18 protein-coding genes and 3 pseudogenes are annotated in these 15,960 nt (G+C 62.9%); 11 read left to right on the top strand and 10 right to left on the bottom strand.

Going from position 1 to position 15,960, the window contains the following annotated elements:
* Positions 1 to 32 precede the first annotated feature (32 nt).
* The 5 genes from OU682_RS12260 (at position 33) to OU682_RS12240 (ending at position 4,838) form a co-directional block, all read left to right on the top strand.
* Entirely contained in the window at positions 33 to 1,865 is a 1,833-nt protein-coding gene (locus OU682_RS12260) for a DUF927 domain-containing protein (protein ID WP_268942414.1), read from the top strand.
* 298 nt (positions 1,866 to 2,163) lie between these two features.
* Positions 2,164 to 2,430 carry a helix-turn-helix transcriptional regulator gene (locus OU682_RS12255; protein ID WP_268942413.1) on the top strand — a complete coding sequence of 89 codons (267 nt, stop codon included), beginning with the start codon at positions 2,164 to 2,166 and terminating at the stop codon, positions 2,428 to 2,430.
* 6 nt (positions 2,431 to 2,436) lie between these two features.
* A complete protein-coding gene (locus tag OU682_RS12250; RefSeq protein WP_268942411.1) occupies positions 2,437 to 3,696 on the top strand; it encodes a HipA domain-containing protein in 1,260 nt (419 codons plus the stop codon).
* Positions 3,697 to 3,725: 29 nt separating this feature from the next.
* Positions 3,726 to 4,052, top strand: a complete 327-nt coding sequence (locus OU682_RS12245; protein WP_268942410.1) for a hypothetical protein — start codon at positions 3,726 to 3,728, stop codon at positions 4,050 to 4,052.
* 552 nt (positions 4,053 to 4,604) lie between these two features.
* Positions 4,605 to 4,838 (top strand): zinc finger domain-containing protein, encoded by a 234-nt coding sequence (locus OU682_RS12240; RefSeq protein ID WP_268942408.1) that lies wholly within the window; start codon positions 4,605 to 4,607, stop codon positions 4,836 to 4,838.
* Positions 4,839 to 4,968: 130 nt separating this feature from the next.
* Here the strand turns inward: OU682_RS12240 and recD2 are convergent, their stop codons facing one another.
* Positions 4,969 to 7,167 carry an SF1B family DNA helicase RecD2 gene (gene recD2, locus OU682_RS12235; RefSeq protein ID WP_268942407.1) on the bottom strand — a complete coding sequence of 733 codons (2,199 nt, stop codon included), beginning with the start codon at positions 7,165 to 7,167 and terminating at the stop codon, positions 4,969 to 4,971.
* A 304-nt stretch (positions 7,168 to 7,471) separates the two neighbouring features.
* Positions 7,472 to 7,615: pseudogene (locus tag OU682_RS24230) on the bottom strand (IS256 family transposase); the annotation flags it as partial.
* 277 nt (positions 7,616 to 7,892) lie between these two features.
* On the opposite strand from OU682_RS24230, the gene OU682_RS12225 reads away from it, so the two are divergent.
* Positions 7,893 to 8,039, top strand: a complete 147-nt coding sequence (locus OU682_RS12225) for a hypothetical protein (protein ID WP_268942406.1) — start codon at positions 7,893 to 7,895, stop codon at positions 8,037 to 8,039.
* Between the two features lie 79 nt (positions 8,040 to 8,118).
* Here the strand turns inward: OU682_RS12225 and OU682_RS12220 are convergent, their stop codons facing one another.
* Both OU682_RS12220 and OU682_RS12215 read right to left on the bottom strand, forming a co-directional pair.
* Positions 8,119 to 8,475 (bottom strand): hypothetical protein, encoded by a 357-nt coding sequence (locus tag OU682_RS12220; RefSeq protein ID WP_268942405.1) that lies wholly within the window; start codon positions 8,473 to 8,475, stop codon positions 8,119 to 8,121.
* A gap of 122 nt (positions 8,476 to 8,597) precedes the next feature.
* A complete protein-coding gene (locus OU682_RS12215) occupies positions 8,598 to 9,494 on the bottom strand; it encodes a hypothetical protein (protein WP_268942404.1) in 897 nt (298 codons plus the stop codon).
* A gap of 245 nt (positions 9,495 to 9,739) precedes the next feature.
* On the opposite strand from OU682_RS12215, the gene OU682_RS12210 reads away from it, so the two are divergent.
* Entirely contained in the window at positions 9,740 to 10,498 is a 759-nt protein-coding gene (locus tag OU682_RS12210; RefSeq protein WP_268942403.1) for a hypothetical protein, read from the top strand.
* Between the two features lie 472 nt (positions 10,499 to 10,970).
* Positions 10,971 to 11,189, top strand: coding sequence for a DUF3072 domain-containing protein (locus OU682_RS12205; RefSeq protein WP_268942402.1), 219 nt, complete (start codon positions 10,971 to 10,973; stop codon positions 11,187 to 11,189).
* A 224-nt stretch (positions 11,190 to 11,413) separates the two neighbouring features.
* On the opposite strand, the gene OU682_RS12200 is transcribed toward OU682_RS12205, so the two are convergent.
* From OU682_RS12200 to OU682_RS12190, 3 genes are read right to left on the bottom strand one after another with little or no spacing between them, the layout of a single operon-like run.
* On the bottom strand, positions 11,414 to 11,557 hold the full coding sequence (locus OU682_RS12200) for a hypothetical protein (RefSeq protein ID WP_268942401.1): 144 nt from the start codon (positions 11,555 to 11,557) through the stop codon (positions 11,414 to 11,416).
* A gap of 8 nt (positions 11,558 to 11,565) precedes the next feature.
* Positions 11,566 to 11,901: a type II toxin-antitoxin system RelE/ParE family toxin gene (locus OU682_RS24225; protein ID WP_371832241.1), complete on the bottom strand. Its 336-nt coding sequence runs from the start codon at positions 11,899 to 11,901 to the stop codon at positions 11,566 to 11,568.
* A complete protein-coding gene (locus tag OU682_RS12190; RefSeq protein ID WP_268942399.1) occupies positions 11,901 to 12,188 on the bottom strand; it encodes a hypothetical protein in 288 nt (95 codons plus the stop codon). The genes OU682_RS24225 and OU682_RS12190 overlap by 1 nt, the downstream gene beginning before the upstream one ends.
* 300 nt (positions 12,189 to 12,488) lie before the next feature.
* Here OU682_RS12190 and OU682_RS12185 point away from each other — a divergent pair, with 300 nt between their 5' ends.
* The gene (locus OU682_RS12185) at positions 12,489 to 12,929 is read left to right on the top strand and encodes an ImuA family protein (protein ID WP_268942398.1); all 441 of its coding nucleotides are present in this window, start codon (positions 12,489 to 12,491) and stop codon (positions 12,927 to 12,929) included.
* 17 nt (positions 12,930 to 12,946) lie between these two features.
* On the opposite strand, the gene OU682_RS12180 is transcribed toward OU682_RS12185, so the two are convergent.
* A complete protein-coding gene (locus OU682_RS12180; protein WP_268942397.1) occupies positions 12,947 to 13,114 on the bottom strand; it encodes a hypothetical protein in 168 nt (55 codons plus the stop codon).
* On the opposite strand from OU682_RS12180, the pseudogene OU682_RS12175 reads away from it, so the two are divergent.
* A pseudogene (locus OU682_RS12175) lies at positions 13,108 to 13,485 on the top strand (Y-family DNA polymerase); the annotation flags it as partial. The gene OU682_RS12180 and the pseudogene OU682_RS12175 sit on opposite strands and share 7 nt — an antisense overlap.
* 36 nt (positions 13,486 to 13,521) lie before the next feature.
* Positions 13,522 to 14,257: pseudogene (gene radC, locus OU682_RS12170) on the top strand (RadC family protein).
* Between the two features lie 394 nt (positions 14,258 to 14,651).
* Here the strand turns inward: radC and OU682_RS12165 are convergent.
* Complete coding sequence (locus OU682_RS12165; protein ID WP_268942396.1) at positions 14,652 to 15,308, bottom strand: hypothetical protein; 657 nt, start codon at positions 15,306 to 15,308, stop codon at positions 14,652 to 14,654.
* The coding region (gene galE / locus OU682_RS12160) for a UDP-glucose 4-epimerase GalE (RefSeq protein ID WP_268942395.1) at positions 15,305 to 15,960 on the bottom strand (656 nt) is incomplete at its 5' end. The genes galE and OU682_RS12165, both read right to left, overlap by 4 nt.

Here is a 15,960-nt window from a genome sequence, read left to right as displayed (position 1 = left end):
GACGGTCCAACGGTCCAGCAGACATCACAGCAATGAACGACATCGATCCCCTCGCGGCTATGTCGGACCAGGTGGATGCCGACGGTGTCACGCGTGACAGCCAGGTTGACGGTCCGCACGAAAGAGGAGCGGGGAGAGATCCGGTTTCCCCCGAAATCGAGGCTTTTCTGGAAGAACTGCATCACGGCCTGCCGCGGGGTTACGGGATCGACATGGATGACAAGGTCATCCTGGATGCCGAAGGGTATAGCGTCTGCGGTCTGATGCGCGTGATCAGCTTTCCCCGTCGTCCGGACGGCAGCGGCTATGCCGTCGAGGTCGAGTTCCTGGCCCGGGACGGACGGCTGCATCGGGCCACGGTTTCGCAGGGTGACCTGACCCGAGGCTCGTTCCTCGCGGATCTGGTGGATCATGGTCTGGCCAGCTACATGGCCGCTCCGCACGTGGCGCGCTATCTGATGGCGTGGGACGGACGCAGGTATGGCTGGCGGGCGGATCAGGCTGGATGGTTCCGGAGCCCGGAAGACGGCATGAGCTTTGTGCGCGCCGACGGCGCTGTGCATTACGCGGACAGGACCACTGCGGAGCGCGTCGTGCTGGTGGGACCGCGTGCCAAGGGCGGGCAGGCAGCCGGCTCCCTGCAGGGATGGCAGGAAGAAGTGGCCGCTCAGGCCGTTGGCAATCCCGCACTGATCTTTGCCATTTCCACAGCCCTTGCAGGGCCGCTGCTGCGCATCGCGGGCATCGAGACCGTGGGCGTCAACCTGTTCGGGCCTTCGGCGACGGGCAAATCATTGCTGTTGCGCCTGGCGATCAGCGCCGCCGGTGATCCGGCGTCCTTGATCCCCTGGAGTGCCGCGGAAACCGGTCTCCACCGGCAGAGCACGGAGGCCCAGGATGGGCTTCTGGCTCTCGACGCCCTTCCCCGCGATCCCGGTGCGAAGCTGCTCAAGGCCCTGCTGGCCCTGGGCGACGATGGCGGGGCAGGGCGCGTCGATGCGTCCCGCGATCCCGATGGCAGCCGCCGCTTTCGACGGATCGTGCTATCGACGTCCGAGCTCCCCGTTTCCGCCCTGCTGCAGCGCAAGAAGAAAAGTTCGCCAGCGGCCCTGGCCCTGCGGATGATCGACATTCCCGCGACACAGGGACGGCATGGCTTGCTGGACGATCTTCACGAGCATTCCGACAGCCTGACCTTCGCGCGCGCCCTGGAGGCTGCGATGCGGCGCCGTCACGGCCACCTGCTGCCAGCATTCCTGGATCACCTTGTTGCCGATCTCGGTCAGGTCACCACGGACCTCCGCGAGGCCCTGCGGACCTTGGCACCCAGGATCGCAACTGAGTTGCCGCCCTCCTTCGAGGACCCGGCAAGTGCTGGGCCCACCCTTCACTTGATCGCCGAACGCTTCGCCCTCATCGGCTATGCCGGTGAAATGGCCACCGCTTTTGGCCTGCTGCCCTGGCCTGCCGGCACCGCGCGCAGCGCTGCACGACACATGGCGCGCCTTGCCCGTCATCCCGCGCAGACCCGTGACACGGGCGTGACGCCCCTTCTGCGCTCGCTTCGCAGCTATCTCGACCGCAATGCCGACCGGATTATCGATCTGGAGGCTGATAGAACGGCGGGGATGAGGGACGATACCTTGGGGTGGCGTGATGAAGACCATGTCTACCTGCGCAGCGATCAAGCTCGTGACCTGGACGACGACCCCCACGCGTTCCTGGAAACCTTGTCGGATTGCGGTGCCTTGAAGCCCGGCGGCGAAGCGCGCTCGAGGCAATACAAGCTGCCCGCCACCAAGGTGGCGAGCCGGCCACGGGTGTATCGGTTCGATCGCAGGATGATCGAGGCAGAGGGGAAATGATCCTGGAAAAGAGGAAGCATGCCGAGGCGTTCTGAACTGGAAGCCAGGTTCTGCCATTGCGCCAATGTTACAACTGCGTAGCATCGCGCCGAAGCAATGCCATGTGTTACGAACTCGTAGCGTACCTTTCAGGGCTTTGGCATGCTTGCCGACGCGTCGCAGATCACGCCGGTCCAGATTGTGCTACGATAACGTAGCATTGTTAAGCAGCGACTGTTATGTTACGACAACGTAGCAAAGCAATCCAGACTACCGTTATGTTACCTAGTCGTAACATGTCTGGTCCGGGAGACACGACATGAGGGAGATGACAACGTCGGACAAGCGTCTGGCAGTTCAGTTCGGCGAGCGCATTCGAAAGCGCAGGATGGAGCTCGGCTACACGCAAGACAAACTCGCGATGCTGGTCGGCGCCAATCGCAGGGCGATCGGCGAGTTGGAGAATGGCAAAGGCAAAAGCTACCTGGGCCTGGCCCTTTCCGTGGCGGATGCCCTCGGGTTTCCTCCGCTCGGGGAAGAGCCTGTCGTGCAAAAATCGGCACGGCGCCTCCCGGGCGGGATGTGAGAGCCGATGAAGCTATACTTTGAAGATCTCGAGGTGGGGGAGATTGAAACCCCTGATGGGGAGGCGCCATACTTCGAGTATGCAGATGCCTGGCTGGCGGATGTGGATGCATTCCCGCTGTCGTCGACGATGCCGAAGTCTGAGAAACGACACGGGTGGCGGACGCTTGCTCCGTGGTTGATCAACCTGCTGCCAGAAAACAGCGACGATCTCAAAGCAATCGCTCGCAACCTGGATGTTCCTTCAGAAGACGTGCTCGCACTCCTTGAAAGGGTGGGGCGAGATACATCCGGCGCGATTTCGTTTGCTCAGCGGGGCGAGCGTGGCGCGGACGTGATTCCCGTCAATGGGGAAGGCGATCTCGTTCGGATCATTGAGGAACTGCCGGCGAAGCCCTTCCTGGCGGGCGACGAGGGGGTGTCAATGTCCCTTGCCGGCGTGCAGACCAAACTCGCGGTGCGCGTTTCCGAGGATGGCTGCCTTGGCATCCCGATCAATGGGGCAGCCTCAAGCCATATCCTGAAGCCGGACTCACCACGGCTGGCGGGGGGCGTGCAGAATGAGGCGCTGTGTCTGACCCTTGCGCGCCTGTGCGGCATCGAGGCGCCGGAGGTGACGACGGGGCGCGCGGGTGAAAGGACATATCTGCTGGTCACGCGCTACGATCGCGTCATGAGCGGCAAAGACTTGCGACGAACTCACCAGGAGGATTTCTGCCAGGCCCTGGGTTATCCGCCAAGCGCCAAATACCAGCATGGAGCGGGCTACAAGGGCAAGAAGGTCAAGTTCAGGGACATGATGGATCGTCTCAGGGCCCTGAACCCGAGCGAGGCTGAGACGCTGTGGGATCGCATGGTCTTCAACGTGTTGTGCTGCAACACGGATGCTCATGCCAAGAACTATTCCATCCACATCTTTGGCGACGCATACGAGATGACGCCGATCTATGACGTGATGTGTGCAGAGGCCTGGCCGGGGATCACCCCATACCTGGCGTTTGATGTGGATAGTCAGCGCAAGTGGCGCGATATCGAAGGTCGCCACTGGGCGCGGGAGGCGAGAGCCTGCGGGTTTGCGGCGCGCTTTGGCCCGGAAAGCGCCGGGAACATGGCAAGAAGGATCCTGAGCAACCTTGATGAGGCCGTTGCACTCGTTCGGGATATGCCGGCCGGTGAGCACGCAATGCTGGGCGAATTCCAGGGGGCGATCAGAGGGTGCTGTGACCATACACTGAAGGTGCTGAACCGCTACGACGGAAAGGTCTGAGATGACGGTGTCGCGGGCATGTTCGCCCCTTGAAGCTGGTGCGGGCTTTTCTCGAGGGGATGTTGCCGGAAACCTGCCGTGCGCGCATACTGCCCATGCTGACTGCTCGCGACGTGGCAGCGGTTGAGGCAGCATGGTTGATATCGGGAAGCTCAGCAATGAAAAAGAAAGTCCGTTTTGGCAGTCTGGCCGGCCTAGTCAGCCGCGTGCCCGATTTTCTTGAACCGATGTCGGAGGAAGAACTGCGGCTTTGGGAAGGTGATCCGCTCGACCGGCTGACAGCTAAGGAAGACAAGGCTGCCGAATTTCCACATCCAGCCCAACGGGATGGTTCCACCAACACTGGCTCTCGCTAAGCCGGGCGCCACGGCCACCTTGCACCGATCCAAGCTGATCGTCACCGGGTCGGTTGAAGGTGTAAGGCTCCATGTGATCTTGCTGTCGTCTGTCGGCACGCGCTCCGGCAGTCGGCAGGTTGTGGAAGCGCTCTCTTGATGTGCCTTCGCGAGGTCGGCGCTGCACTCTTGGGCGGATCAGGCGGCTGCGTCGTGGGTGCCGCGCGCAGCATCCTCGGTATCGGCGGGTTTCAGACGGGCTGCCGCTGCCCAGAAGGTGGCTCCCAAGGGAACAAGCCGCGATACGCGTCACAAGCCATCAGCGATGCGAATCCATTCACCCGGATTGATTCCCATTTGTCATTGGACCTGTGCGTGGCCGAGGCGCAGTATCCTTGTCATGATAGCCGAGCTAGACCGCATCCATCCGTCCCGCGGCCGTGCGTGCCAGGGCATCGACCGATGCCTCGGAGGCGTCCTTGCGCCGGAGCCTTGCACTTCGGCGGCCTGTCCCTCGGCCTTGGCCCATGCCGCACCCGCATCCCGCTTGCGTTCCACGGGGAGGAAACCTTCATGCCGGACTTCATCGTCCACCGTCACCCGGCCCTGGCCGTATCCTGCCCCATCTGTGGCACGGACCCGGGCCTTTGGTGCCGTCAACTGAACGGCCAGTTCACCGGCTCTCTGCATAAGGCCCGCCAGGCCGAGGCCGACCGGCAGTTCATCGAACAATATGGCCACGAGGCGGCCATCATCCATGCCGCCTCCGGCTGGCTGATCGATCCCCACGGCTGTGCACGCGATTGAATGCGGCGGGAACCAGCGCTACAGCGTCCCTCGGCCTCAGTGCGACAGAGTCAGTTGCCTGACGGCCTGCTCGTGAAGAAGGCCTGCTCCGGTCTAGGGGCGGCGTTTTCAGCGCCAAGACCTTGCCCGTTCAACGGGACCGTCCTCCTGCGAGCCACTCGTCGAGCTTTGACCAGCGGCGGCGTCCCGAGACGTTTTTGACAGCGATTGCCACGGCCTTTTTCTGGCCCACCAGCACCACCAGCTTCCGGCCCCGGGTCACGCCGGTGTAGAGGAGGTTGCGCATCAGCATGGTGTAGTGCTGGCTCATCACCGGGATGACCACGGCCGGATATTCAGAGCCCTGGCTCTTGTGGATGGTCGCGGCATAGGCCGGCACCAGCGTGTCGAGTTCGCCAAAGGCGAAGACAACCGTGCGGCTGTCGAAGTCGACGGCGACCTCGCCCTCGTCCACATCGACGTCCTCGATGGTGCCGATGTCGCCGTTATAGACGTCCTTGTCGTAGTCGTTCTCGATCTGCATGACCTTGTCGCCCGGCGCGAAGGTCCAGCCGAACCGCTCGACCCGTCTCTCGCCGGCCGGGTTCAGCGCCTTCTGCAACTCGATGTTGAGGGACCGGGCCCCGACACCGCCGCGGTTCATCGGGCAGAGGACCTGGATGTCCCGGATCGGATCGAGGCCGAAGCGGCGGGGAATGCGCCGGCTCACCAGCTCGACGATGCGTGGCACGGCCTCCTCGGGATCGCGGGCCGGCACGAAGTAGAAGTCCGTCGTGCCGTCCGGGGGCGCCAGGTCCGGCATCCGCCCGGTATTGATGGCATGCGCGCTGGTGATGATCTTGCTCTGCGCGGCCTGGCGGAACACCTCGGTCAGGCGCACCACCGGCACCGCCCCCGAGCCGATGATGTCGGCCAGCACCTGGCCCGGCCCGACCGAAGGCAGCTGGTCGATGTCGCCCACCATCAGAAGCGCGGCCGCAGTCGGCAGCGCCTTCATCAGCGACTGCATCAGGGGCACGTCGACCATGGAGCTTTCATCCACCACCAGCAGGTCGCAGTCGAGCGGGCTTTCCTCGTTGCGCTTGAAGCCGAAGGCTTTGGGGTCGAACTCCAGCAGACGGTGGATGGTCCGCGCTTCCATGCCGGTCGTTTCCGTCATGCGCTTGGCAGCGCGGCCGGTGGGGGCCGCGAGCAGGAGCTTGACCCCCTTTGCTGCCAGGATGCGCAGGATGGCGTTCACGATCGTGGTCTTGCCCACGCCAGGACCGCCGGTGATCACCGTGACCTTGGACCTGAGCGCCAGCCGGATGGCCTCGGCCTGGCTGGGGGCAAGGCTGAGGCCGATCTTGCCCTCGATCCAGGGCAGGGCGCGATGGGTATCGATCTCCGGCCAGGGCAGGGGTCCTACCCGGAGCCGCTGGAGGTGCCCGGCAATGGCGCGCTCGGCCTGATAAAGCCCGGTGAGAAAGATGCATTCTGCCTCGCCGACCCGGTCCGCCGTGACGGTGCCCTCGGCAAGCTCGTCGCCGATGGCGCTCTCGATCAGAGCGGATGACACCTCAAGGAGCTTCTCGGCAAGTCCCGTCAGTTCTGCGCGTGGTAGCCCGCAATGACCATCGCCCATGGCCTCGCTCAGCGCAAAGGACACGCCCGCACGGACGCGGATGGAAGCCGTCTTCTCGATGCCGAGCTTGCCGGCAATCAGATCCGCGGTGCGAAAGCCGATGCCGCGGATGTCCCGGGCCAGGCGATACGGGTTCTCGCTCATCACCTGCACGGCGTCCGTGCCGTAGGTCTTGAAGATCCGCACCGCGCGCGCCGTGCCCACGCCATGCCCATGCAGGAAGACCATGATCTCGCGGATGACCTTCTGGTCCGCCCAGCCGGCGGTGATCTTGGCTGCACGAACCGGACCGATGCCGCCCACCTCGCGCAGGCGTTCCGGCGTCTCCTCGATGATGTCGAAGACGTCCTTGCCGAAGGCCTTCACCAGCCGGCGGGCATAGACCGGCCCGATCCCGCGGATCATGCCGGAGCCGAGATACTTCTCGATGCCCTCGATGGATGATGGAGCGGAGGTCTTCAGGAACTGCGCCTTGAACTGCAGGCCATGGGTGCGGTCGTTGAGCCACAAACCCGAGGCCGTGATCCATTCCCCCGCCGAGATCATCGCGGCATGGCCGACGACCGTGACAAGGTCCCGGTGCCCGCGCGCCTTGACCCGCAGCACACAGAAGCCGCTCTCGGGGCTGTGGAACGTGACCCGCTCGACCAGGCCGGCGAGAACCTCAGTGGGATTTTGGGCCTCTGGAGACAGCACCGGCGCCATCCACATTCCTCGTCAACAACAGCGTGACATTCCCGGACCACAGGTTACGTCCCTCGCATTGCGCCTTGTCGTCCTCGCAGACGTTGCCTGGGCTGGCTCATCTGGGATCCTGCCGCGTCCTTGACGCCCTGTCAGCAGATATATGGGATCCTTCTCGGCAACCAACTTCCGAGATATGGGCTGTCGCACTGCCTAGAGCGCAAAGCGTCACGGTTCGGGTACTTCTTGTGCCTGAATACGACCGGTGACAAAGCGGTCACCTCCGTCAAGCTGGTGTGACTTCCCAGATGGCCTGAGGTCATGATCAGACGGCTTTTATGGTAATGCTGAAAATGGGGTCGATCTCCTCCTTGTCGACCTGAGCAGAGGCCTCGGCCATCATGTAGCGGCTCGAGGTCTGCCATTCGTCATTCTGCTCGAACAGCACCGCGCCGATAAGGCGCATGATGACGAAGTCCGGCCGCAGCCCGGCTTTCGTCATCGCCGGCAGCATCCCGACCTGGACCACGCCGAGGCTGCCGCCACCGGCGAGCACGAATGCCGTGGTGCCGGCGCCTGCCATCAGGTCGGACAAGCGGGACGCGGCTCCCTTCGACGACCTCGCGATCGCGGCTTTCGGGAGGTTCTGGCAGGCATCGACACCCGCCACGATACCCCGCCTTCTCAGACCCATCATCCGGTTTCAGCCATAGCTTCACGAAGGTGTGGGCAGGGCGATATATTCGATGAGCTTCGAGCTCGCTTCAGTAGGTGCCCGCGTCGACCAGATCCCGGGCCGTGCCCGCAACATTCTCGACCGGCTCTACCAATACTGGGTCGACCCGGTGTTGGTAGAGCCGGTCGATGCGGTCGATCCTGAGGCTGTTGCTTAACAGCTGAAGACGGCCCACAGATCATCGCGACCCGCAGGGAGTGAAAGTGACGCCGGAGAAGGGGCTCCTCCGTTGGCCCTCACGACCCCCAGTATTCGCTGTCGCGCTGCTGGAAATCCGAAGATCCAACCCGGAAGTCACCGACCGCAACCTCGACCTGAAGGTCATCCCATTCGGTGTCCCAGCAGGACCAGATTTCTTCGGCGATCTCGTCATCCGACCTATCCCGCATGTCGCTGTCCGAAATATGCGTCATGAAGTCGGCGAGTCCGAAACTGACATGCCACGCGAAATCTCTGGCCCCAGAGACCTGTCGGGTCGCGGAAAGGCCCTTCCACTCATACTCGTCTGAGTATTCGTTGACGACCGTGCGCGCTTTATAGACGGCGAGACGCAGGGCGGCGAGGTTGGAAGCGCTGTTGGTCAGGTATGACATGGTGCTTTCCTTTCGAATGTCAGGCCTAGGTTCCCCCGGGCGGAGCGGAGTGAAGCTGGAGAAAAGTCTCCGAGGGTGGGGAGCTCACAAGCCAAACCACACCCCCGAATGGTTTTGGGTGGCTACTTGATCCAGTCTTCGTCCCCGCGATTGAAGACAATGTGGGTCGCAGTGGAAGGGTCACGGAGAAGCTCTTCAGCCTGCGCTCCAGTCGCGAAGCGGGTCAGTTCAAGGCCCGAACCACGGGTGAACGCCGCCTGCCAACCTTCGTCGTGGCTCTTCTGCGCATAGAAGACGATGTCCCCTTCAGCGTCCTCGTCAGACGCAAGGAAATCCTGTGCGGCATTACTGATGGCGCCCTTAAGTTCCTGATACTCCTCGGCCCAGTCCTCTTCGTCGTCGGCCCTGAGGTTTTCACGGATCTCGAAGAGGAGTTCACGCATAGCGCTCGCCCCCTCACCACGCGACCCATAGTGAAGGTGGATATTCTCTCTTTCAGCTTCCGCGACATAGGCTTCCGCGAACTGCGTCAACTCCGCATCCGTCGTCACGGAGGTGACGTCATGCCCAGGATAGACGAATTCAGCCGCATCCCAGACTACCGTGTCAGTGGTCCAGCGCTCGGTCTCGAGATCTTCGAACAGAGCCTTGATCTCCATCCAGGCTTCCAAAGCAGCATCATCAAGACGGCCGATCCAGTTCGAGCCATTCCAGTCGCGGCTCCGGCCAAGCAGGACACGCGCAACGAGAGGCTCGAACTGCCTGGCCAAATCAGAGATCTTGTCAAGATCGGCGATGACGGCTTGGTCCTGGCGAAGCCGGGTTCTCGCCACCAGGGTGAGATGATGTGCTTCGCTGATCGTGAGGAGTTGATCAACACGCTGGTCTTCCGCACCCAAGGTCGAAGCTCCGTCTTCCTCGATGCGAAGCTCGAGCGTCGCACGCACTTCACCAATCCCCAGAGCACCGGCTTCGCACTGAGGGATGATGACAGCCATGCTGTCGACGATAATGTTCAAAGGCCTTCTCCTTTTGTAAGCCTGGGTGGATGCATCACGAAGGTCCTGAAGGGCGTCCCTCAGCTCATCAAGCCACATCTGGATGAATTATCTAACATTGAAATTTGGTTGGATCAAGTATCCAATTTATCTTCTTGGTTTTTTCTACGGTTCGAACCGCTGACGACAAACTCCCACAAGGTTTGCGGTTGTCGAGATATCACCAGAGCCGTAGATGGATAACTCATCCAAAATAGAGCTGTGCCATGCTGCCAGAACTGCCGGAGAACTCCCTTCGTGACTTGACCCAGGAGCAGGCCAAAAACTGGGTCACAGTCGGTCGGCTCTTGTTTGAACTGGAAGCTCACTCCCGGGGCGATGCATCGGGGCGTCCTTGGCAAGATGTGCTCAGGGAAAAGCTGACGGAGCTTGGCGCACCCATCTCAGCGGGGCACCTTTACAAAGTCAGACGGGCATATGCGTTCCTACATGCACATGCTCAAGGATATGTCGAACAGAGTAGCGCAGAAGCGCCGAAAATCTCGTCCGTCGAGGTTGCTGAACGACTGCATCGACTTGACCCGCAAGAGGGTCTGAAGGCTCTAGCGGACGCTGTGGGACCAGACCCAGTCCCCTATGTGGATCTGAAGAAACGGTACGACGAAGCCCTCGAAAGCCGGCCCGAGATGAAGAGCCCTCGGCAAGTGGCATGGGAGACGCGCAAGAAAACCTCCGGATCGCCCAAAGCACCGGATGAGGTCGCTGCCGACGCCACAAAACAGCCTAGAGATGACTCGTTGGGGCAGGATGAAACATCAGGACCATCTCAAGCTCTCCAGAAGAAGGCCTCAACTTTGCTCCAGCAAGCATGGAAGGCCGGCTGGGATGCAGCCACAGCACAGCATAAGCCCGAGCTTGACGAGCTACGCAACAAAGTCCTGGAATATCAGGAGGAAATCAAAATCCTTGCGAGGAAGGTTCGCGATCTCAGGGGATATGCACACGACTTCGACGAAGATTTTTAAACTGTGGCTTCCGCCTCTTTATGGGCCGCTCCTCGATGTTCTGCCGCGCCACCACCTTGGTTCATCTCAGCCCTCCCGCAGATAAGTCACCTCGAACGCCCGCACCTGCCGGAACCGCTGATGCCGGCTGGCCGGGCTGAACCCGCACCCCATACGCGGCCCCTCCCTCCTCCCTGGGCCAGCACTATGCGGGCGGCGCCCTCCTCCTCCCTGGCGCCGCCGCTTTTCATGTCGAACACCGAACGTGGCGCGGCGCCGTGGACTGGCCAACACGCTCGTCGTCCGTCAAAGAGAGATCGTCTCGTCCTCATCACGTGATCGATTCCTGCCCGTCTTCGAAGACAGTTTCGTCCGAGCCACCGCAGTCCGCCACGCTTTGCCGTCCTGTCTCAAGGTGTTTCCGGGCGACGTGAACGGAACCGGAACATGGAACGCGTGTTACACTGCGGTAATCTCAAGAAGGCAGTTCCTCATGGCCGATGAAAACCCGAAATCCCACCCAACCGACAATGCCGAGAAGAATCCCGATGCCTGGGTCAGCGGCGAAGACCCCATGACCGGTGCGCAGGCATCCTATCTCAAGACGCTGAGCGAACAGGCCGACGATACCGACGCCTTTGACGACACCATCAGCAAGGCGGAGGCCTCCAAGCGCATCGATGCACTGAAAGCCAAGCTAGGGCTGGACTGAGGAAGACGTCGCGGACCGAGGGGCGGGGCCAGGTCTACACGGCTAGGCCAGCAGCGTGTCTAAGCGACCATTGAAGTTGCAGGTTGCAATCCTGAGGGAGCCTGTCTTGGGTGTCAGAGTAGCCGCCCTTGCGCTTCTTCCGGTATAAATGCCAGCAGGACCATCAATGCCTGATCAGTCAGGGGCCGTTGCAGCGCCTGCGCCTAGGTCCAGCCTGCCCTCATTCATGTCTCGATTTCGTCGGCGGCCATAAGGATCACCGGCATGGCCGTGGAATGGATGGGCATGACGACCGCATTCGGCTCGTAGGTCAGGAAGGCGAAGAACTGATACTCGCCCGGCCGCGGCGTCTTCGACGCGAACGGCATGGCATGCGTCAGCGATCAGGAAAATGCGTTGTTCGACCCGGTGAGCGGTTGGCCCAATCCTCCCCGCCGAAGGACACCAGGGCGAGATGGATTTCGTCTGCCTCCGCGTCATGACGGAAGACGAGCGTTATCCGGCGGCCCCTGCCTCCATGCCTGACGCGCCATCCGGGAAGAGCCTCCCCAACCGACGTGCCCAGGGACGGATTCTCAATCACCTGCTCGATCAGATCATGAACTTCCCGGAGCCTCCGTCGGGCGGCATCGGCACTCCCGCTCACGGCATGGACATGCTCCGCCAGACCTTCGATGTCGCGCCGGAGAAGCGGATGGGCAAGAACCTGCATCAGGCACCGTGACGGGCACGGAGCTCCAGATCATCTATCCGTGCGAAGGCACCCGAGGTCAGGGCCTCGACACTGCCGACCGGCTCCCACTGATCCAGAGGGAGGGCAAGCCTCCTTTGCAATTCGGCCTGCAGCAAGGCCTGCTCTTGCTCCCGAAGCTGCCGGGCGCGGGCGAGTTCTCCCGAGACGGCAGCGCTCATGTTCGGATAATCCCCGCGGTCCACGAGTTCCTTGGCATAAGCAAAGGCGGCATCCGTGAAGCTGACCGACTGTTTGTGAACGCCCATGGTCATTCCCCTCTGGTGCTCTATCGTATTACCAAGTTCCAACGCTGCAGTCCAGTTCCGCGACCAGCCTCAACCGCGACGTGAGACTTGGGCCATGCAGGCACCTCCACAGCCAGCGTGACGCGGTAGGATCGTGACATTTTCCCCAGATATTCGTCTGCCCCTCGGTTGACAAGCCGACATTCATCGGAACAAAACAGGAACATATTGGTTCATCTTCAACCCTTCTGAGCCCTTCCTGTCATGCCTGCTTGGTCCTTGAATCCAGCCTTGGCCGCCCTGCGCGCGCAGGTAGCGGCGATGGAAGGCGATAGGGGGCCGAACCGTGGCGTGCTGCCCTTCGGGCTGCCGGAGCTGGACCGGTGCCTGCCGGGCGGGGGCCTGGCGCTTGGCTGCCTGCACGAGGTGGCGGGCGGCGGCAATGGCGCGGTGGATGGCGCCGCAGCCTCCTGTTTCGCGGCCGGCATCGCCGCGCGGCTGCCGGGACAGGTGCTGTGGTGCGTGACCGAGGCCGATCTGTTCGCCCCAAGCCTGGAACAGGCGGACCTGGGCCCCGATCGGGTGATCCATGTCGAGGCGGGAGACGATGTCTCGGTGCTGGCCTGCATGGAGGAAGGGCTTCGCCATGGCGGCCTGGCAGCCGTGGTGGCCGAGGTGGCGCGGCTGTCGATGACTGCCACGCGCCGGTTGCACCTGGCCGCCAAGGGATCGGGGACCACCGGCATCGCGCTGCGCCGCTGACGACGGCAACAGGATGCCTACGACTTCGGACAGCCCACGGCGGCGATGACCCGCTGGCGGGTCTCGGTGCTGCCGTCCGCGCCCTTGCCGGTCCCCGGCGTCGGCCGGTCCTGCTGGCTTGTGGAGCTGATCCGGGCGCGGGCGGGCGAAAGCTTCGATCTGGAACTGGAGGCATGCGATGGCACGGGTCATCTCGGTCTACCTGCCACTCTGGCGGATCGACCGGCTGAGGCGGCAAGCAGGCGAGGCAGCGCCTTCGCCTGAGGCGCCGCTGGTCCTGGCGGGACGGGTCGGCAACCGGCGGCTCGTGACCGCCGCCTGCGAGTTGGCGCAGGAGCTGGGCATGTCCGTCGGCATGCCAGTGAGCAAGGCGCAGGCGCTGGTGCCGGGGTTGCAGGTGCTGCCCCATGATCCCGCAACTGACGCGGCGTCCTTGGAGCGGCTGGCCCTCTGGGTCTTGCAGCGGGTCTCGCCCGTTGTCGCCGTGGATCCGCCGGACGGGTTGGTGATCGACTCGACCGGCGCCGATCATCTGCATGGGGGCGAGGCGGCACTGCTGGAGGCGCTGGTCGTCCGGTTGGTGATGTCGGGCATGGATCGTCTCAAGCCGGAGGCTGCGGCCGGGGGTAGATTGCTTCGCGACGAGCGCGGAACGGCACGCCCGCACTACTGGGGCCATCGCGACCGGCTCCGCACGCGGTTCCTGGAGGGCGGTCCTGCGGCCATGCCCGATTACGAACTGCTGGAACTGCTCCTGTTCAATGCCATCGCGAAGATTGATGTGAAGCCGCTGGCCAACCGCCTGTTGGCGACGTTCGGCGACCTGAACGGCGTCATCGCGGCCTCCGAGCACCGCATCCTGCAGGTCGAAGGGGCCGACCGCTGGGTTTATCTGCAACTGCGGATCGTCGACGCCTTTGCGCAACGCATGGCGCAGGCCCGAATGCTGCAGCGCGACGTCATCGCCTCCTGGGACGCGCTGATCAGCTATTGCCGGACCTGCATGGCGCACCGCGAGATCGAGCAGTTCCGGGTGATCTTTCTGGACCGCAAGAACACCGTGATCGCCGACGAGGCGCTGAGCCACGGCACGGTCAGCCATGTTCCGGTCTTTCCGCGCGAGGTAGCAAAGCGCGCACTCGAACTACGCCAGTGCCGTCATCCTGGTCCACAACCATCCTTCCGGCGATCCGACGCCAAGCCCTGAGGACATCGCCATGACCGCCCGCGTGGTAGCCGCCTGCGAGGCTATCGGCGTGACGGTCCACGACCACATCGTCGTGGGCAAGGAGCGGGAAGCCTCGTTCCGAGCCATGAGGCTGCTGTAGGCAGGGCCAGGTGATCGCCGCTCCGATCGGCCACCTCGCTTTGGGCTTTTCCGAAGCGCGGGGTAATATGGCGAGGCCCGATCGCTCGTCAGAAACCATCGTGGGAGAAACCATGGGCGTTGTTCAGACATTTTCGCTTGGTCTGTATCTTCTCTTGATGCTGCTGGGCACTGTTGGCGGCGTGTTTCACATGCTACCCGCACCACGGCCGCATTTGGCACCGGCGTAGGCATCCTCGGGATTGTCGTGATGAGATGGGTGCAGTCCGAGCATTTCGCTCCGGCCCTGGAATGGCTGCTCAACTGAAGCCCCGACAAGCGCGCAAATTAACCACAACTACCTGACTGTTCCATAATAGGAACTATTGCATTTTGGCTATGTAAGCGGGTGGGTTCTATTTCGAGATGCGACAAGCCATGATTTGTTGGCTTCTTGCAGTTCGAGGAACCTCCCTTTGGCATCGCACGTGACCCTTCCTGAGCGTCGCATTGTCAAGGCCATGCTGCAGCGCAAGATCAGCGTGGCGCAGATCGCCGTCCAACTCGGCTGACATTGCTCCACTATCCATCGCGAGATCCGGCGCAACTTCTGGCACGACAACGAAGTGCCGATGGCGACTGGTTACTGGCACATGAATGCCCAGCACCTCGCCAGTTGCTGCAGAAGGCGGGCCAAGCTGCTCCAGGATGATAAGTTGCGCGACGGCGTGATCGCCGGGCTCAAGGCGGCTGGTCACCCCAACAGATTGCCGGACGCTTGCGTCTTGAATGTGGTCGGCTCCGTGTGTGCCACGAGACCATCTACCGCCATGTCTACTCATCCGGACGCCCAGCTGGCGATAATGGTCCAGGAACTGCGGCAGGCGCAGCATTTCGTTCCGGACGGTGGCAAAGGCCAGGATGTCGCCCGGCCGGATCGCCGCGGTGCGATCCGCCATCGGCATCAGGGCGCGGCCCGCCCGCAGGCAGCGCCACAGCAGCTTCCGCCGCTTCCAGCGCTGGCGCCAGGCCGACCATGCCCGCCGCAGGGCCGCTGCCCGGTCGCCCTTCACGCCTGATAGGCGCCGTTCTGATGCCAGCGCCAGGCATCCGCGATCATCTGCTTCATCGTGGATCGGTGGGGCTGCCAGCCAAGCTCCGCCTTGGCGCGCGTGCTGCCGCAAACCAGCTTGACCGCATCGCCGCCCCGGCGCGGGCCGTCGACCATCGGCACCGGACGATTGGTCACATGGCGGGTGGCCTCCACGACCTCGCGCACGGAAAAACCCGTCCCCGTGCCCAGGCAGAAGACCCGGCTGCCGCGCCCTGCGCGCAGCCATTCCAGGCCCTTCACATGCGCGTCCACCAGATCCATCACATGGACATAGTCGCGAATGCAGGTGCCGTCGGCGGTCGGATAGTCGGTCCCGTTCACCGTCAGCGCCGCCCGCTTGCCGTCCACCGCATCCAGGATCAGCGGGATCAGATGCGTCTCGGGGCGGTGATGCTCGCCCACCTCTCCGTCAGGATCGGCGCCCGCCACGTTGAAATAGCGGAAGATCACCGAGCGCAGCCCGTGCGAGGCGCCGAAATCGGCCAGCATGTCCTCGATCGCGCGCTTGCTGGCGCCATAGGCGTTCAGGGGCGCCTGCGGCGTGCTCTCGTCCAGAACCTCGCCGTCGCGGTCGCCATAGGTCGCGCAGGTGGAACTGAAGACGAAATCCA

This window comes from Paracoccus benzoatiresistens (genome assembly GCF_026913015.1).
Lineage (GTDB): Bacteria > Pseudomonadota > Alphaproteobacteria > Rhodobacterales > Rhodobacteraceae > Paracoccus > Paracoccus benzoatiresistens.
This window is presented reverse-complemented; position numbering and strand designations above follow the sequence as displayed.

Bases quoted from the DNA above. Each gene is read 5' to 3' on its own strand.
- OU682_RS12260 (WP_268942414.1), top strand. From the start codon at position 33: ATGAACGACATCGATCCCCTCGCGGCTATGTCGGACCAGGTGGATGCC.
- OU682_RS12255 (WP_268942413.1), top strand. From the start codon at position 2,164: ATGAGGGAGATGACAACGTCGGACAAGCGTCTGGCAGTTCAGTTCGGC.
- OU682_RS12250 (WP_268942411.1), top strand. From the start codon at position 2,437: ATGAAGCTATACTTTGAAGATCTCGAGGTGGGGGAGATTGAAACCCCT.
- OU682_RS12240 (WP_268942408.1), top strand. From the start codon at position 4,605: ATGCCGGACTTCATCGTCCACCGTCACCCGGCCCTGGCCGTATCCTGC.
- recD2 (WP_268942407.1), bottom strand. From the start codon at position 7,167: ATGGCGCCGGTGCTGTCTCCAGAGGCCCAAAATCCCACTGAGGTTCTC.
- OU682_RS12225 (WP_268942406.1), top strand. From the start codon at position 7,893: ATGAGCTTCGAGCTCGCTTCAGTAGGTGCCCGCGTCGACCAGATCCCG.
- OU682_RS12220 (WP_268942405.1), bottom strand. From the start codon at position 8,475: ATGTCATACCTGACCAACAGCGCTTCCAACCTCGCCGCCCTGCGTCTC.
- OU682_RS12210 (WP_268942403.1), top strand. From the start codon at position 9,740: ATGCTGCCAGAACTGCCGGAGAACTCCCTTCGTGACTTGACCCAGGAG.
- OU682_RS12205 (WP_268942402.1), top strand. From the start codon at position 10,971: ATGGCCGATGAAAACCCGAAATCCCACCCAACCGACAATGCCGAGAAG.
- OU682_RS12200 (WP_268942401.1), bottom strand. From the start codon at position 11,557: ATGCCGTTCGCGTCGAAGACGCCGCGGCCGGGCGAGTATCAGTTCTTC.
- OU682_RS24225 (WP_371832241.1), bottom strand. From the start codon at position 11,901: ATGCAGGTTCTTGCCCATCCGCTTCTCCGGCGCGACATCGAAGGTCTG.
- OU682_RS12190 (WP_268942399.1), bottom strand. From the start codon at position 12,188: ATGGGCGTTCACAAACAGTCGGTCAGCTTCACGGATGCCGCCTTTGCT.
- OU682_RS12185 (WP_268942398.1), top strand. From the start codon at position 12,489: ATGGAAGGCGATAGGGGGCCGAACCGTGGCGTGCTGCCCTTCGGGCTG.